This window comes from Rhodococcus sp. FW305-130 (assembly GCF_058788335.1).
Genome location: NZ_JBYTAP010000008.1, coordinates 217,004 through 231,826 on the forward strand (window position 1 = coordinate 217,004; position 14,823 = coordinate 231,826).

Sequence of the window (14,823 nt, forward strand, 5' to 3'; positions counted from 1 at the left end):
CTAATCAGGTAACCCTAACCTGATTTACGGCCGGTGTGGAGTGGTGGGTCTGTCCTTTTCGACGACTTCGGGAGGAAGACCCCACTGCGCTCGGCCAAGTCGGCTCATCGGTGCGATTGCCGCGAAGTCCGGTAACCCGTCGTCGGCGACAGCCTCGGGACGTACTGCGACCGCGACCACATTTCCCATCACGACAAATGAATTACCGACCTCGATGACCTGGTGAAGCGTGCATTCGATGGCGATCGGGGAGTCGGCGACCCGGACGGGGCGAACCCGCTCGCTCGGTTCGCTACGGATGTTCAACTCGAGAAATTCGTCGGCCTCGGCGTCGTAGAAGGCGGAACTCTTGTTCACCACGTCTGCGAGCGTGGCGGTCGCCAGGTTGATCACGAATTCGCCGGTCGCTTCGATGTTGCGCAGACTGTCCTTGCGTCCGACCGACGTGAACTGCACGATCGGCGGCGCCGAACTTGCCACGGTGAAAAAGCTGTACGGAGCCAGATTGCCGACGCCGTCCGCCGACAGGGTGGACACCCAGGCAATCGGCCGGGGGACCACCGAAGCGGTGAGTAACTGATAGAACCGGCGGGGTTCGAGCTCGGCTGGATCGAAGAGTGTGCGCACCCACACATAATGCCGCTGTCCCCGCCCCTGGGCATGCTTGCACCCGAACATCTGACACTCTTGAAGGCGTGAATCCGTCCACTGCACAAGCCACAGCCGTCGTCGACGAACTGGTTCGTGGTGGCGTGCGTGAAGTCGTGCTGTGTCCAGGCTCTCGCAACGCGCCCCTCGCATTTGCCCTCCAGGCCGCCGATCTCGACGGCCGGTTGCGTCTGCACATGCGGATCGACGAGCGGACAGCAGGCTTTCTGGCACTCGGACTGGCAATCGCCGGGAAACGACCGGTCCCCATCGTGATGACCTCCGGGACCGCCGTCGCAAACCTCGGACCGGCTGTCCTCGAGGCCAACTACGCGCGAGTGCCGCTGGTGGTCCTGAGCGCCAACCGGCCTTACGAGATGCTCGGCACCGGCGCCAACCAGACCGTCGAGCAGCTCGGGCTCTTCGGCAGTCAAGTTCGCGCAACCATCAGCCTGGGCTTGGCCGAGGACGATTCGACGCAGAACAGCCAGTGGCGCTCGGCGGTCTGCCGGGTCCTCGCCGCTGCCCGCGGAACCAGATCCGGAAACGCGGGTCCGGTGCATTTCGACATCCCGCTCCGTGAGCCGCTGGTGCCGGACGTGCACGTCCATGGCCCGGTTCCGGAGGGCCGTCCAGGCGGTGCAGCCTGGACCACCACGCAGAACGCGACGCTCGATGTTCCGGTCGATCTGGACCTCACCGCAGATACGGTGGTCATTTCCGGACACGGCAGCGCACTTCGGCCTGAGCTGGCCGGCCTGCCGACGGTGGCCGAGCCGACGGCTCCGATGCACGGGATCGCACTGCATCCACTCGCGCTCTCGCAACTCAAGCCCAAGCAGGCGATCATCACCGGCCGCCCGACGTTGCATCGTCAGGTCTCGAAGGTGTTGGCCGACCCGAGCGTCGACGTCTACGCGCTGACCACCGGGCCGCGCTGGCCCGACGTCTCCGGCAACGTGCTCGCCACGGGAACCAGGGCAGTGGTCACCGGGACGCCCGATCCCGCCTGGATTGCTCGATGCGCCGCGCTGACCGAACACGCCGAAACTGCCGTCCGCAAGCAACTCGACGCCCACCCCAAAGCCACTGGCCTGCACGTGGCAGCTGCCGTGATGGATGCACTCGCGGACGGCGACCAGCTTCTGCTCGGCGCGTCCAACCCCGTTCGCGACGCGGCCCTCGTGAGCTATCCCAAGCCCGCTGTCCGGGTGCTGTCGAATCGCGGCGTCGCAGGTATCGACGGCACCGTCTCGGCGGCGGTCGGTGCCGCATTGGCGTACGAGGGCGGCCGGACCGTCGCTCTCATGGGCGACCTGACCTTCCTGCACGACGCGTCCGGGCTGCTGATCGGGACCGGTGAGCCGAGGCCGAGCGACCTCACCATCGTCGTGGCCAACGACGACGGCGGCGGCATCTTCGAACTCCTCGAACAAGGCGACCCGCAGTACGCCGGCGTCTTCGAGCGAGTGTTCGGAACACCGCACGGCATGGACCTCGCTGCGCTGTGCGCGGCCTACCGCGTGCCGCACGCAGCCGTCACCGTCGACGCCCTGGCAACGACGCTGGCGCAACCCGCAAACGGCATTCGTGTGCTCGAAGTCGCAACAGATCGCAGTGGACTGCGCGAACTCCACGCTTCCGTGCGGGCACAGCTGTGACGCAAACGGTTCTGCGGCGCTTCCGCATCGGCGTACTCGTGGTTGCGGTCGGCATTTCGGTGCTCGCGGTGATCCTGGTTCTCGGTGCCTGGCGCAACGATCGGACCATCGAATCGAACATGGGGACCGCAACCGCCGAGGTGCTCTCGGCAGGCTCGCTACGTTCGGCGATCAGCTTCGTGACACCAGACGGCGCGAATCACAACCCTGAACTCGGCGTGCTCTACCCCACCAATCTGACTGTGGGACAACGCATCGAGGTGGAGTACTCCAAAGCCGACCCTGATTTGGTCCGGGTAGCGGGACGCAACGCGACGGTGGCGCTGATCCCGGCAGGATCGGTGATCGTCGTGACGTGGCTCCTGGCTGGACCGTCGATCTGGTACCTGCGCAAGCGGGAAGCGGGAGCTCCGGGATCGGCGCCGGTCGCCTCGAGTTAGTTCGCGCTTCGCCGGAACTTCACACGAACATGACGTGGACTTTTCCTGGCCCTGTCACCGTTCTCGGTGTGAGAGTAGCCATCGTTGCGGAGTCATTCCTGCCCAACATGAACGGCGTCACCAACTCGGTACTACGCGTACTCGAACACCTCGATCGCACTGGCCACGACGCCATGGTCATTGCGCCGGACACTGTCGGATGCGACACCTCTGCCGCCACCGAACACGAAGGTGTTCAGGTGGTTCGGGTGCCCGCCGTCATGGTGCCCAAAGTCAGTTCACTCCCCGTCGGCCTGCCACAACCGCGTCTGACGACGGCCGTGCGGACCTTCGCGCCCGACGTCGTCCATCTGGCGTCGCCGTTCCTGCTCGGCGCCGGGGGAGTGGCCGTCGCCAAGCGGCTCGCGATACCCACCGTCGCGGTTTACCAGACCGACGTCGCCGGATTTGCCGAAAGCTACGGTCTCGGCGTCACCAGTCGCGCCGCGTGGGCGTGGACCCGTCGAATCCACAAGAGCTGCAACAGGACCCTTGCGCCATCCACGTCGGCAGTCGACGCCCTCGAAGAGCACGGCATTCCGCGCGTGCACCGATGGGCCCGCGGCGTCGACGCACAACGATTCGCGCCTTCGCGTCGTAGCTCGGCGTTGCGGCAGTCCTGGATCGGCGACAGCGACAGGTTGGTGGTCGGCTTCGTCGGTCGCCTCGCGCCCGAAAAGCACGTCGAGCGACTGGCCGTGCTGGCTGCCGATCCCAGCGTGCAGATCGTGATCGTCGGAGACGGTCCGGATCGCGAGAACCTACGACGACTGATGCCGAATGCGATCTTCACCGGACAACTCGGCGGTACCGCGCTGGCCGACGCCTATGCGAGCCTGGACGTATTCGTGCACCCCGGCGAGCACGAAACTTTCTGCCAGGCGGTTCAGGAAGCCCTCGCGAGCGGTGTACCTGTCGTCGGACCGGACGCCGGTGGACCACGTGACCTGATCTCGCATTGCCGCAACGGCTACCTCCTGCCGACGGACAGGTTCACCGAACTCCTGGCAAGCGCAGTCGACGCACTTCGTCAGCGTGATCTGCGGGTGCAGTTCGGCTCCGCAGCGAGGCGCTCGGTGCTGCACCGGACCTGGCCGGCAATCTGCGAAGAGTTGCTCCGTCACTACGAGGACGTGCAGGGCCTCGGGCGGCGAACGGGTGCCAGAGCAGCCTGAACGCCCTCGCTGCCCGAGGGTTGGTAGCGTTTCGGGTGTGGCCACTACACACGGAACCCGAGCAACTCTCGAGAAGCAACCGCACGAAGTCGCGTCGATGTTCGACGACGTCGCGGAGCGATACGACCTCACCAACACCGTGCTGTCCTTCGGCCAGGACAAGGGTTGGCGCAAGGCCACCCGCGAAGCCCTCGACCTCAAGCCGGGCGAGAAGGTACTCGACCTCGCCGCCGGAACCGGAGTCTCGACCGTCGAACTGGGGCGCTCCGGAGCCTGGTGCGTCGCCACCGACTTCTCCAAGGGAATGCTCAAGGCCGGAATCTCGCGCAAAGTTCCGATGGTCGCAGGTGACGCGATGTACCTGCCCTATGCCGACAACGTGTTCGATGCCGCGACGATTTCCTTCGGCCTGCGCAACGTCTCCGACTTCGAAGCCGGACTGCGCGAGATCGCCCGCGTCACCAAGCCGGGCGGACGTCTCGTCGTCAGCGAGTTCTCGACGCCCGTTTTCGGGCCCTTCCGCACGGTCTACATGGAGTACCTCATGAAGGCGCTCCCGCAGGTCGCACGCACCGTCAGCAGCAACCCCGACGCCTACGTCTACCTCGCCGAATCGATCCGCGCCTGGCCGACCCAGGAAGAGCTGGCTCGCAAGATCGAGGCCGCCGGGTGGAAGAACGTCAAGTGGCGCAACCTCACCGGCGGCATCGTGGCGCTGCATTACGCCACTGCCTGAACTGCTGTGCGCCTTTATTAACCCCCGGCGGTTAATAAAGGCGCACAGCACTTGCTCAGCCGAACAGCGGTCGGGAGTCGATCTTTCTCGACGCGGCCCCCGACGCACGCCATGCCTTCGCCGTCAGATCGGCGTCGGCGTCGGTGACGAGGTTCCCCATCACCCGAACGGCGACCGTCATCAGTGCCCGTGAGCGCATCGCAATCGGGCCCGAGGCGGGCAGGAATTGCGGAACCGTCAGCAGGCCTGCGAGCCGGCGCGCGACCGAGAATGCCTGCCCGTAATGCTCCCGAAGCACGGTCGGCCACAGCTCCGTGAGGTCGTCGGCGCCGAGCTGTTCGACCACCAGACGTCCGCCTTCGAGGCCGTAGTCGATGCCCTCACCGTTGAGCGGGTTCACGCACGCTGCGGCGTCGCCGATCACGGCCCAGTTGCGTCCGGCGATGTTGGAGACGGCGCCGCCCATGGGTAGCAAAGCCGAAGCGACGGAATGAATTTCGCTGCTCCACTGCCACTCGGTTCGGCGCTGGTCGGTGTACAAGTCGAGCAAGGGACGCAGGGCACCCGGCGCCGGGCGCTTGGACGTCGCCAGTGTCCCGACGCCGATGTTCACCTCGCCGGTGCCGAGCGGGAAGATCCAGCCGTACCCCGCCTGCAACGTGCCCTCGGCGTCCCGCAGTTCCAGATGCGAGGTGATCCACGGGTCGGCGCTGCGCGGCGTCGCGACGTAAGCGCGTGCCGCGACGCCGTACGCGGTGTCCCGATGCCACTGCCGTCCCAGCTTCTTGCCGAGCGTCGAGCGAACGCCGTCGGCGATGATCAGCGTCCGGCAACGAAGAGTGCTGCGTCCCGAGGGGCCGGCGAGTACGACGGCGGCTACTCGATCACCGTCGAGTTCGACGTCGACGGCCTTGGTGCCCTCGACCATGACCGCGCCGGATTCGACGGCGCACCGGCGAATGGCGTCGTCGAGTTCGGTCCGGGGGATCGCACTGCCGATCGGCGGGAACGACGTCCCTGGCCACTCGAGTTCGAGTTCTTGTCCGAAGCCGGACAACCGCAGGCCCTTGTTCGTCGTATGTGACCGAACCCACTCGCCGAGGCCGAGGAGATCCAGTTCGGCCACGGCGCGCGGAGTGAGTCCATCACCACAGGTCTTGTCTCGCGGGAACACGGCAGCGTCCACCAGCACGACGTCTCGGCCGCTGCGGGCGGCCCAAGCCGCGGCCGAAGAACCCGCGGGACCTGCGCCGATGACCACAATGTCGGTTTCGGTCGGAAGCGAATCGACGACGGGGGACTGCTCTTCTACGGACACACTCACATCTTCCCAGGCTCGCGATCGCCACCGTGGCGAGGCCGTCCCGAGTGCGAACCGCTAGGTTCACTACCGTGGGAACCGAGCCGTCACTGACGACAGGAATGGGTACTGACATCGTGAGCACCGAAAAGACTGCTGCCGACGCAACCGCATCGAGCACCGTCGTTGCAGGCATCGACCTGGGCGACGAACAGCTCGCCGCAGTAGTGCGTGGTGGACTCTCCGATGTCGAGGAGTTGTTGGTCAGCGAGCTGTCCGACGGCGAAGACTTCCTCACCGAGGCCGCGCTGCATCTCGCGCGAGCCGGGGGAAAGCGCTTCCGTCCGTTGTTCACGATCCTGACCGCGCAACTCGGACCGGTGCCGAACGATCCGTCGATCATCACCGCAGCGACTGTCACCGAACTCGTTCACCTGGCGACGCTCTATCACGACGACGTCATGGACGAGGCCTCCATGCGGCGCGGAGCACCCAGCGCCAACGCCCGCTGGGGAAACAGCGTGGCGATCCTGGCCGGCGACTATCTGTTCGCGCACGCATCACGCCTGGTATCGACGCTCGGGCCTGAAGCCGTTCGGATCATCGCCGAAACCTTTGCAGAGCTGGTCACCGGCCAGATGCGCGAGACGATCGGCGTCAAGAAGGAACAGGATCCGGTCGAGCATTACCTCAAGGTCGTGTGGGAGAAGACCGGTTCGCTCATCGCTGCATCCGGACGATTCGGCGGCACTTTCTCCGGCGCCGACGCAGCTCACATCGAGCGCCTCGAGCGCCTGGGTGACGCCGTCGGCACCGCATTCCAGATCTCCGACGACATCATCGACATCTCCTCCGTATCGGCGCAGTCCGGCAAGACTCCGGGCACCGACCTGCGCGAGGGTGTCCACACCCTGCCCGTCCTGTACGCGTTCCGCGAAGAAGGAGCCGACGCAGATCGCCTGCGGGAGCTGCTCGCGGGCCCGGTCACCGAAGACGCTTTGGTAGAAGAAGCTCTCGAACTGCTCGAGCGTTCGCCGGGCATGGTCAAGGCGAAGGCAAAGCTGGGCGAGTACGCAGTCTCGGCAAAGGCCCAGTTGGCTGAGCTCCCGCAGGGACCGGCGAACGAAGCGCTCGTGCGTCTCGTCGACTACACGATCGAACGAGTCGGCTGACACCTGGGGTGAAACCCTGACGACCCTGGGTGGGAACCCTGATGACCCTGTCCTTCGTTGACTGAACAGAACCGGTGCATACACCGGGGAGTTCGAGTGAGCCTTCGGCTCCAGCGAGGCAAGAGGTGAGCAGTTTGCACGGCTACGCGAACGGTGCGAAGACATTCGGGTTGTTGGTGGGGATGTCAGCGCTGATCGTCTTCATCGGCTCGCTGTTCAACAGCCCGTTCCTTCTGTGGGGATCCGTTCTGTTTGCCGTCGGCATGAATGCCTACGTGTACTTCAACAGCGACAAGCTGGCGCTTCGATCGATGCGCGCCCAGCCCATCACCGAGGTCGAGGCACCGGCGATCTACCGGATCGTGCGCGAACTCGCCACGACGGCGCACCAACCGATGCCCAGGCTGTACATCAGCCCTACGAACGCCCCGAACGCGTTTGCCACCGGTCGTAGCCCTCGTCACGCCGCGGTGTGCGTGACCAGCGGCATCATGCAAATCCTGAACGAACGCGAGCTGCGCGCCGTACTCGGGCACGAACTCTCCCACGTCTACAACCGGGACATTTTGATCTCGTCCGTGGCCGGCGCGATGGCCAGCGTCATCTCTGGCCTGGCCAACTTCGCGATGTACGCGAGCATCTTCGGTGGCCGAGGGAACGGGCAGGGAAGTAATCCGATCGCCTTGCTGCTCGTCTCCCTACTGGGACCGATCGCGGCAACCGTGGTCAAGCTGGCCGTTTCGCGCTCTCGCGAGTATCAGGCTGATCAATCGGGAGCCGAGCTCACCGGTGACCCATTGGCGTTGGCGTCGGCGCTGCGCAAGCTCGAGTCGGGCGTGGCAGCCGCGCCGTTGCCGCCTGAGCCCAAGCTCGCGGCGCAGTCCCACCTGATGATTGCCAACCCCTTCAGAGCGGGGGACAAGGTGAGCAAGCTGTTCTCGACGCATCCGCCCATGGCGGACCGGATCGAGCGTTTGGAGAAGATGGCCGGGATGTAGGGCCTTCGGCCCCTGTGCGCGGTTAGGTAGTCCCAGGACTACCTTAACCGCGCACAGGGGCGCAGCCCCTACTACCGGTAGTTCACGAACTGCAGGGCGATCCCGAAGTCCTCACCCTTGAGCAGGGAGATGACGCCCTGGAGGTCGTCGCGCTTCTTGCTGCTCACACGAAGTTCCTCACCCTGGATCTGCGCCTTGACGCCCTTGGGGCCCTCGTCGCGAATCTTCTTGGTGATCTTCTTCGCGTTCTCGCTGCTGATGCCCTGGACCAAGGTTCCGGACAGCTTGTAGATCTTTCCGGACTGCGCCGGCTCGCCGGCATCGAATGCCTTCAGCGAGATGTCACGACGGATCAACTTCTCCTTGAACACGTCGAGGGCGGCAAGCAGTCGCTCCTCGGTGTCGGCGTTCAACGTGATCGTCTCTTCACCAGACCACTCGATCGACGCTCCCGTGTTTCGGAAGTCGAAACGCGTGGTCAACTCCTTGGCAGCCTGATGCAGGGCGTTGTCCACCTCTTGACGGTCAACCTTGCTCACCACGTCGAAGGACGAATCAGCCACTTCACACTCCCGCTTTCCGGTAGTTCACGAACATCGAGTTCTGCCCACCTTCCATACCGGTGGACACCTCGACGTTATCGGGTCGGCACCGCCCGTTACCACCCGGTTTGCAAAATGGGGGTGTGTTCGTTGTATTCTTCTCACCGCACCGAGGAAGCCGTTTTCGGCCGCCGCACGTCGCGATATACTTGCGAATGCGCCGGATCGAAGCCTGGTGCAAGCACGGCAGATTGCCCGAGCGGCCAATGGGAGCGGACTGTAAATCCGTCGGCTTATGCCTACGTAGGTTCGAATCCTACATCTGCCACACCAAGTCAGCCCCGATTCTCTTTTCGAGAGTCGGGGCTGACTTTTTTGTGCTTGTTCCGAGGTCGGGTGCGCGTTGGTGACGCCGGCGTCGGCTGCGGCTCAGGGGTCTCGGGAGTGCTTCTTGGGATGGCTTCGGGGGAGTGCGGGGTCAAGTTGGTTCCCGCAAAGCCCTCGCCAGCGGCCCCGATCGGTGCAACAATGGGCTCCGGCACCATTTTTGCCCCGATGACCAGCGGATTTGGTGCTGGCGCTCGTTCGTGTGTAATCTTTCGGAGGCTTCAAGAGAGCGGCAACGCACTCCTGAGCCACGCCCCCTTAGCTCAGTCGGTAGAGCGTTTCCATGGTAAGGAAAAGGTCAACGGTTCGATTCCGTTAGGGGGCTCGCTGGATTGTGGTGCCGTGCTTTCCGCGCGACACTCGACACCGAGGCGGTGTAGCTCAGTTGGTAGAGCAAACGACTCATAATCGTTGCGTCGCCGGTTCAAGTCCGGTCACCGCTACACAATATGCATGATCCACCCTGATTGCTCGTAATCAGATACACCCGAAAGAAGGCATCCCGTGGCCTCCTCGACCGACGTTCGGCCCAAGATCACCTTGGCCTGCGAGGTATGCAAGCATCGCAACTACATCACCAAGAAGAATCGGCGCAACGACCCCGATCGCCTGGAGCTCAAGAAGTTCTGCCCCAACTGCGGAACCCACCAGTCGCATCGCGAGTCGAAGTAGTTAGTCCTTAACAGGACGACGATTTTCGCGGAAGACCCTCTCTGGGCCTGCGTCTTCGGGTCCTAGCTAGAAGAGAGTCTCACCGCGTGACAGATTTGCAAGAGAACCAGGCAGCGGCCGAGGTCCCTACGGACCCGGCCGCTCATGCCGTCCAGATGGTCGGTCACCACTATCGTGTCGAAGACTTCTACGAGGTCGGACGCGAGAAGGTGCGCGAGTTCGCTCGCGCCGTCCAGGACGCGCATCCTGCGCACTACGACGAATCGGCAGCCAAAGGCCTCGGATACGACGGCCTGATTGCTCCCATTACGTTCGTCGCCATCGTGGGTGCCATTGCTCAGCGACGTCTGTTCGAAGAGATCGTCACCGGCTACGACTTGAGTCAGATTCTTCAGACCGATCAGCGACTGGTGCTGCACAAGCCCATGCAGGTCGGTGACCGACTCTTCTGCGATGTTTTCCTGGATTCGTTCAGGCAGGCCGCAGGTAGCGACATCATCGTGACCAAGAACATCATCACCGATCAGAACGACGAAGCAGTTGTCACCACGTGGACAACGCTTGTTGCTCGAACGGGTGGGGAAGTGGACGAGAACATCGCCCACGCAGTCAAGGACGTGATGATGCATGTCGCTTCGTAAATTTTCCGACGTGAGTGTCGGCGAACTTCTCCCCGAGAAGTCCGTCACCCTGACGCGTGGAAACCTCGCCAACTACGCGGGTGTTTCGGGAGATCCCAATCCGATTCACTTCAGTGACGAGGTCGCACGACTTGCCGGCTTGCCGGACGTCGTCGCGCACGGCATGCTCTCCATGGGCATCGGTGCCGGCTACGTCACCGAATGGCTGGGGGATCCGGGTGCAGTGACCGAGTACAACGTACGGTTCACGAGCCCGGTGATCGTGGCAGCCGACAAGGCTGCCGAGATCGAGTTCACCGCCAAGGTGAAGTCGATCGACGAAGAAAGCAAGACCGCAGTACTGGCAATCGTGGCCAAGTCCGAAGGTAAGAAGATCTTCGGTCGTGCCACCGCCACGGTCCGTCTAGCCTGATCGCAGGGCGGATTGTGTTTGTTCCGGGGCTTTGAAGTACACTGAGATTTCTGGGATTCCTCAGCGCTGCGCGCTGCCCTGAATGTTGCAAGACATTCACCTCGGGTAGCGCGTATGTTGTGTGATCGCAGAACGGTTGATTCAGGCAGGGTCCACCTGTCGATGTCAACCAAAGGGGCGTAGCTCAACTGGCAGAGCAGCGGTCTCCAAAACCGCAGGTTGCAGGTTCAAGTCCTGTCGCCCCTGCCCCCGGATGCCAGCGACTGAGAGGAACGACGTGAGCGAGGAGCGCGCCAAGCGCGACGCCGACACTTCGGATGCGGAGACTTCAACGTCTGCCGATTCGACCGGTGTCGACGACACTGCAGCTGACGCGACTACGCGTTCCGATCTGTCGTTGGACAAGGACGGTGCCGAGAAGGCTCCCTCCGCATCCAGTGGGGTTTCCAACAAGCCGACCGGCAAGCGCGCTGCACGCGGCGCCTCGGTCAGCGCGTCCACCGTGAAGACTCCGGCCCGGACGGCATCCCGGACATCTTCGGCCAAGCCGACTGCAACGAACCCCGGCAAGAAGCCCAAGGCGAAGAAGGACAACATCTTCAAGCGCCTGCGCAAATTCTTCCGCGAGGTCATCGCAGAACTCCGTAAGGTCATCTGGCCGAACCGCAAGCAGATGATCACCTACACCAGCGTCGTGCTGACGTTCGTGGTCTTCATGGTCGCTTTCATCAGCGGCGTCGATATCGCTGTGATCAAGGGTGTCACCTGGCTGTTCGGCTGATCGCCGTAGCAGTCGGGCGTCTTTGCCTGCGAGCGCGACAAGACCCGACCCGGGTCCGAGTAACGAGAGGAAGCGAGTGCCCCAGTGAGCACCCCCGAGAACGACACGAATGAGGCTTTGGCCGAAGAGCGTGTTTCTGCCGAGGCGGCAGCCGAAGTAGACGTCGTGGTTGCCGAAGGCACCGATGCAGACGTTGCCGAAGGCACTGATGCAGACGCTGCAGCGACCGAGGACGTCATCTCCGACGATGCCGAGAACTCCGACGAGGCCGCTCCCGCCGCCGAGCTCGAGGTCGAGGATCCCGTTGCCGAACTCAAGGCTGCGCTGCGTCGCGCCCCGGGTGACTGGTACGTCATCCACTCGTACGCCGGTTACGAGAACAAGGTCAAGACCAACCTCGAGACTCGCGTTCAGAACCTCGACGTCGGTGACTACATCTTCCAGGTGGAAGTTCCCACCGAAGAGGTCACCGAGATCAAGAACGGCCAGCGCAAGCAGGTCAATCGCAAGGTTCTGCCCGGATACATCCTCGTTCGCATGGAGCTCAACGACGAGTCGTGGGGCGCAGTGCGCAACACGCCTGGCGTCACCGGTTTTGTCGGTGCCACGTCGCGTCCCTCGCCGCTGACCCTCAACGAGGTCGTCAAGTTCCTGCTCCCGCAGCAGGAGCAGAAGAAGCAGCAGGCTGCAGCGGCCGCCGTCGCAGCAGGCGAGGCACCGTCCGAGTCCTTCGGCAAGCCCCTCATCGAGGTCGACTTCGAGGTCGGCGAGTCGGTCACCGTCATGGACGGCCCGTTCGCAACCCTTCCGGCCAGCATCAGCGAGGTCAACGGCGAGCAGCAGAAGCTCAAGGTTCTCGTGTCGATCTTCGGTCGTGAAACCCCGGTTGAGCTCAACTTCAACCAGGTCGCGAAGATCTGACCACCCCAAAACTTGCAATTTGTTCGACGCAAGACACACACCCAAGCTAGAAACTAGGAACTAGAGATGCCCCCAAAGAAGAAGAAGCTCGCCGGGCTCATCAAGCTGCAGATCCAGGCAGGTCAGGCTAACCCTGCACCTCCCGTGGGTCCCGCGCTCGGTCAGCACGGCGTGAACATCATGGAGTTCTGCAAGGCCTACAACGCGGCGACTGAGTCCCAGCGCGGCAACGTTGTGCCGGTCGAGATCTCGGTCTACGAAGACCGGACCTTCGATTTCAAGCTGAAGACCCCTCCCGCCGCCAAGCTGCTCCTCAAGGCAGCCGGCGTCGCCAAGGGCTCCGGCGAACCGCACAAGACCAAGGTTGCCTCGGTGACCATGGATCAGGTGCGCGAAATCGCGAAGACCAAGGCTGAAGACCTCAATGCCAATGACATCGAGCAGGCCGCGAAGATCATCGCCGGCACCGCTCGTTCCATGGGCATCACGGTCCAGGGCTAATAGTCCGCTCCACAGCACTACGTGGGAGGGCCGGCCAGGCCCCGACCACAACTGAACCATTCACCACTGCACAGGTAATTCGCTGCAGTGATAAGTAAGGACAGAACAAATGGCAAAGCGCAGCAAGGCGTACCTCGCCGCCGCTGAGAAGATCGACGCAGACAAGCTCTACAGCCCGCTTCAGGCTGCAAAGCTCGCCAAGGAGACGTCGTCCACCAAGATGGATGCAACCGTTGAGGTTGCAGTTCGTCTGGGCGTCGACCCCCGTAAGGCTGACCAGATGGTCCGCGGAACGGTCAACCTGCCCCACGGCACCGGTAAGACCGCTCGCGTCATCGTGTTCGCTGTTGGCGAGAAGGCAGCAGAAGCCGAGGCTGCAGGCGCTGACGTAGTCGGTGCAGAAGACCTGATCGAGCGCATCCAGGGTGGATGGGTCGATTTCGACGCCGCAATCGCGACTCCTGATCAGATGGCCAAGGTCGGCCGCATCGCCCGTGTCCTCGGACCGCGTGGCCTGATGCCGAACCCGAAGACGGGCACCGTCACGGCGGATGTCACCAAGGCTGTCAACGACATCAAGGGCGGAAAGATCAACTTCCGCGTCGACAAGCAGGCCAACCTGCACTTCGTCATCGGCAAGGCATCGTTCGACGATGAGAAGCTGGTGGAGAACTACGGCGCAGCCCTGGACGAGATCCTGCGTGCGAAGCCCTCGTCGGCCAAGGGTCGCTACGTGAAGAAGATCACGGTCTCGACCACCACCGGTCCGGGCATCCCGGTGGATCCGAACCGTACTCGCAACCTCCTCGAGGATGCTGCAGACGCGTAAGCAGTCCGCATACGAACAAGAAGGCCGGCAGGGATCACTCTCTGCCGGCCTTCTTGTCTGTTTCGGGAGAGGGTGATCCCTGCCGGTGGTATCGGTCCAACGGGGGTATCGATCCAACGGTGGTATCGATCTAACGGTGGTATCGATCTAACGGTGGCATCATCGGGGTATGCACGAAGCGTTCCAGTTCCTCGGAAACTTTTGGTGGCTGATCTTCGTTTTCGGCGGCACCATCGGTGGGGCGCTGAAAGGTGTCGCGGTTGCCAACGAAAGGCGGATCGAGCGCCGGCAAGAGCGCTTCCGGCTCAAACAGCAGACCAAGGTCGCCATCGCGCAGGCCAACGCACAACATCACGCCGACGAAGAAACGCAGCGCCGAGAGCTGGGCAAGGCCATCGAGCAGCACGATGCGGTCGACGCCCGATGGTTCTCGTACGAGCTCGATCCGGTCACACTGCTCGACACTCCGATGATGACGGACATGCGTGAGCCTTTGACGGCCGATTTTCATCGAGCCAAATATCGTGCCGATCTGCTCCGTCCAGGCAATCCGGAGACGATGATCGGCAACCAGCAGGCACAAACCGAGTACCGCGAGGCGGTGCACGCTTACTCGATCGCCTTCGAGATCGCGGAAGCGGAGGCGAAGCGTCGCCGACGGAGCGGATTCACCCTCGATGAACAAGAGCGCCTGGTACGGGCGCAACGTCTGCTGCGCCTGGCCATGGACGATGGCGCGACGCCGCAGGAACGTCAGAGCGCGTATCGGAAGGCTCACAAAGAACTCGACGGGCTGCTGGTGCTGCCGGACCGAGCTCGGGCAGAGATCGAACACAAGATCGCCAGGGCTATCGGTGCTTGAAGAAACCGGGTGCTTGAAGAAACCGGGTGCTTGAAGAAACCGGGTGCTTGAAGAAACCGGGTGCTTGAAGAAACCAGCTGCGTGACGAACCCGATTTGGTTATGCA

At 63.2% G+C, this 14,823-nt stretch carries 17 protein-coding genes and 4 tRNA genes; 18 read left to right on the forward strand and 3 right to left on the reverse strand.

All coding sequences use genetic code 11. The features are described from left to right. Positions 1-24: 24 nt before the first annotated feature. Positions 25-627, reverse strand: coding sequence for a flavin reductase family protein (locus AC3WQS_RS24640; protein WP_021343457.1), 603 nt, complete (start codon positions 625-627; stop codon positions 25-27). 68 nt (positions 628-695) lie between these two features. Here AC3WQS_RS24640 and menD point away from each other — a divergent pair, with 68 nt between their 5' ends. The 4 genes from menD (at position 696) to AC3WQS_RS24660 (ending at position 4,699) form a co-directional block, all read left to right on the forward strand. Then, entirely contained in the window at positions 696-2,309 is a 1,614-nt protein-coding gene (gene menD, locus AC3WQS_RS24645; RefSeq protein ID WP_020906813.1) for a 2-succinyl-5-enolpyruvyl-6-hydroxy-3-cyclohexene-1-carboxylic-acid synthase, read from the forward strand. Beyond that, entirely contained in the window at positions 2,306-2,749 is a 444-nt protein-coding gene (locus AC3WQS_RS24650; protein WP_020968960.1) for a DUF3592 domain-containing protein, read from the forward strand. Before menD ends, AC3WQS_RS24650 begins: the two co-directional genes overlap by 4 nt. A gap of 68 nt (positions 2,750-2,817) precedes the next feature. Further along, the gene (locus AC3WQS_RS24655; protein WP_317558368.1) at positions 2,818-3,963 is read left to right on the forward strand and encodes a glycosyltransferase family 4 protein; all 1,146 of its coding nucleotides are present in this window, start codon (positions 2,818-2,820) and stop codon (positions 3,961-3,963) included. A 37-nt stretch (positions 3,964-4,000) separates the two neighbouring features. Further along, the gene (locus tag AC3WQS_RS24660) at positions 4,001-4,699 is read left to right on the forward strand and encodes a demethylmenaquinone methyltransferase (protein ID WP_003941879.1); all 699 of its coding nucleotides are present in this window, start codon (positions 4,001-4,003) and stop codon (positions 4,697-4,699) included. A 55-nt stretch (positions 4,700-4,754) separates the two neighbouring features. Here the strand turns inward: AC3WQS_RS24660 and AC3WQS_RS24665 are convergent, their stop codons facing one another. Beyond that, on the reverse strand, positions 4,755-6,017 hold the full coding sequence (locus AC3WQS_RS24665) for a geranylgeranyl reductase family protein (protein WP_370627643.1): 1,263 nt from the start codon (positions 6,015-6,017) through the stop codon (positions 4,755-4,757). Positions 6,018-6,121: 104 nt separating this feature from the next. Here AC3WQS_RS24665 and AC3WQS_RS24670 point away from each other — a divergent pair, with 104 nt between their 5' ends. Both AC3WQS_RS24670 and htpX read left to right on the forward strand, forming a co-directional pair. Further along, entirely contained in the window at positions 6,122-7,171 is a 1,050-nt protein-coding gene (locus tag AC3WQS_RS24670) for a polyprenyl synthetase family protein (RefSeq protein ID WP_020906817.1), read from the forward strand. 134 nt (positions 7,172-7,305) lie between these two features. Further along, on the forward strand, positions 7,306-8,169 hold the full coding sequence (gene htpX, locus AC3WQS_RS24675; protein ID WP_029254860.1) for a zinc metalloprotease HtpX: 864 nt from the start codon (positions 7,306-7,308) through the stop codon (positions 8,167-8,169). A 71-nt stretch (positions 8,170-8,240) separates the two neighbouring features. On the opposite strand, the gene AC3WQS_RS24680 is transcribed toward htpX, so the two are convergent. Further along, positions 8,241-8,732, reverse strand: coding sequence for a YajQ family cyclic di-GMP-binding protein (locus AC3WQS_RS24680; protein WP_003941854.1), 492 nt, complete (start codon positions 8,730-8,732; stop codon positions 8,241-8,243). A gap of 224 nt (positions 8,733-8,956) precedes the next feature. Between AC3WQS_RS24680 and AC3WQS_RS24685 the strand changes: the two genes are divergently transcribed. From AC3WQS_RS24685 to AC3WQS_RS24740, 12 genes are all read left to right on the forward strand, one after another. Continuing rightward, positions 8,957-9,039, forward strand: a tRNA-Tyr gene (locus tag AC3WQS_RS24685). Between the two features lie 311 nt (positions 9,040-9,350). After that, positions 9,351-9,423 (forward strand) — tRNA-Thr (locus tag AC3WQS_RS24690). A gap of 45 nt (positions 9,424-9,468) precedes the next feature. Then, positions 9,469-9,541, forward strand: a tRNA-Met gene (locus tag AC3WQS_RS24695). A gap of 61 nt (positions 9,542-9,602) precedes the next feature. Next, complete coding sequence (rpmG, locus tag AC3WQS_RS24700) at positions 9,603-9,770, forward strand: 50S ribosomal protein L33 (RefSeq protein WP_003941903.1); 168 nt, start codon at positions 9,603-9,605, stop codon at positions 9,768-9,770. An 86-nt stretch (positions 9,771-9,856) separates the two neighbouring features. Beyond that, entirely contained in the window at positions 9,857-10,411 is a 555-nt protein-coding gene (gene hadA / locus AC3WQS_RS24705; RefSeq protein ID WP_019744315.1) for a (3R)-hydroxyacyl-ACP dehydratase subunit HadA, read from the forward strand. Further along, a complete protein-coding gene (gene hadB / locus AC3WQS_RS24710) occupies positions 10,398-10,823 on the forward strand; it encodes a (3R)-hydroxyacyl-ACP dehydratase subunit HadB (RefSeq protein ID WP_003941909.1) in 426 nt (141 codons plus the stop codon). The genes hadA and hadB overlap by 14 nt, the downstream gene beginning before the upstream one ends. A 173-nt stretch (positions 10,824-10,996) precedes the next feature. Then, positions 10,997-11,069 (forward strand) — tRNA-Trp (locus AC3WQS_RS24715). A 31-nt stretch (positions 11,070-11,100) separates the two neighbouring features. Then, positions 11,101-11,604 (forward strand): preprotein translocase subunit SecE, encoded by a 504-nt coding sequence (secE, locus tag AC3WQS_RS24720; RefSeq protein WP_020968963.1) that lies wholly within the window; start codon positions 11,101-11,103, stop codon positions 11,602-11,604. Between the two features lie 84 nt (positions 11,605-11,688). Then, entirely contained in the window at positions 11,689-12,525 is an 837-nt protein-coding gene (gene nusG, locus AC3WQS_RS24725) for a transcription termination/antitermination protein NusG (RefSeq protein WP_003942049.1), read from the forward strand. 66 nt (positions 12,526-12,591) lie between these two features. After that, positions 12,592-13,026 (forward strand): 50S ribosomal protein L11, encoded by a 435-nt coding sequence (gene rplK, locus AC3WQS_RS24730; RefSeq protein ID WP_003941896.1) that lies wholly within the window; start codon positions 12,592-12,594, stop codon positions 13,024-13,026. A gap of 109 nt (positions 13,027-13,135) precedes the next feature. Then, positions 13,136-13,855, forward strand: a complete 720-nt coding sequence (gene rplA, locus AC3WQS_RS24735; RefSeq protein ID WP_003941982.1) for a 50S ribosomal protein L1 — start codon at positions 13,136-13,138, stop codon at positions 13,853-13,855. Positions 13,856-14,024: 169 nt separating this feature from the next. Continuing rightward, positions 14,025-14,717: a hypothetical protein gene (locus tag AC3WQS_RS24740; protein WP_070796629.1), complete on the forward strand. Its 693-nt coding sequence runs from the start codon at positions 14,025-14,027 to the stop codon at positions 14,715-14,717. The last annotated feature ends 106 nt before the right edge of the window (positions 14,718-14,823 follow it).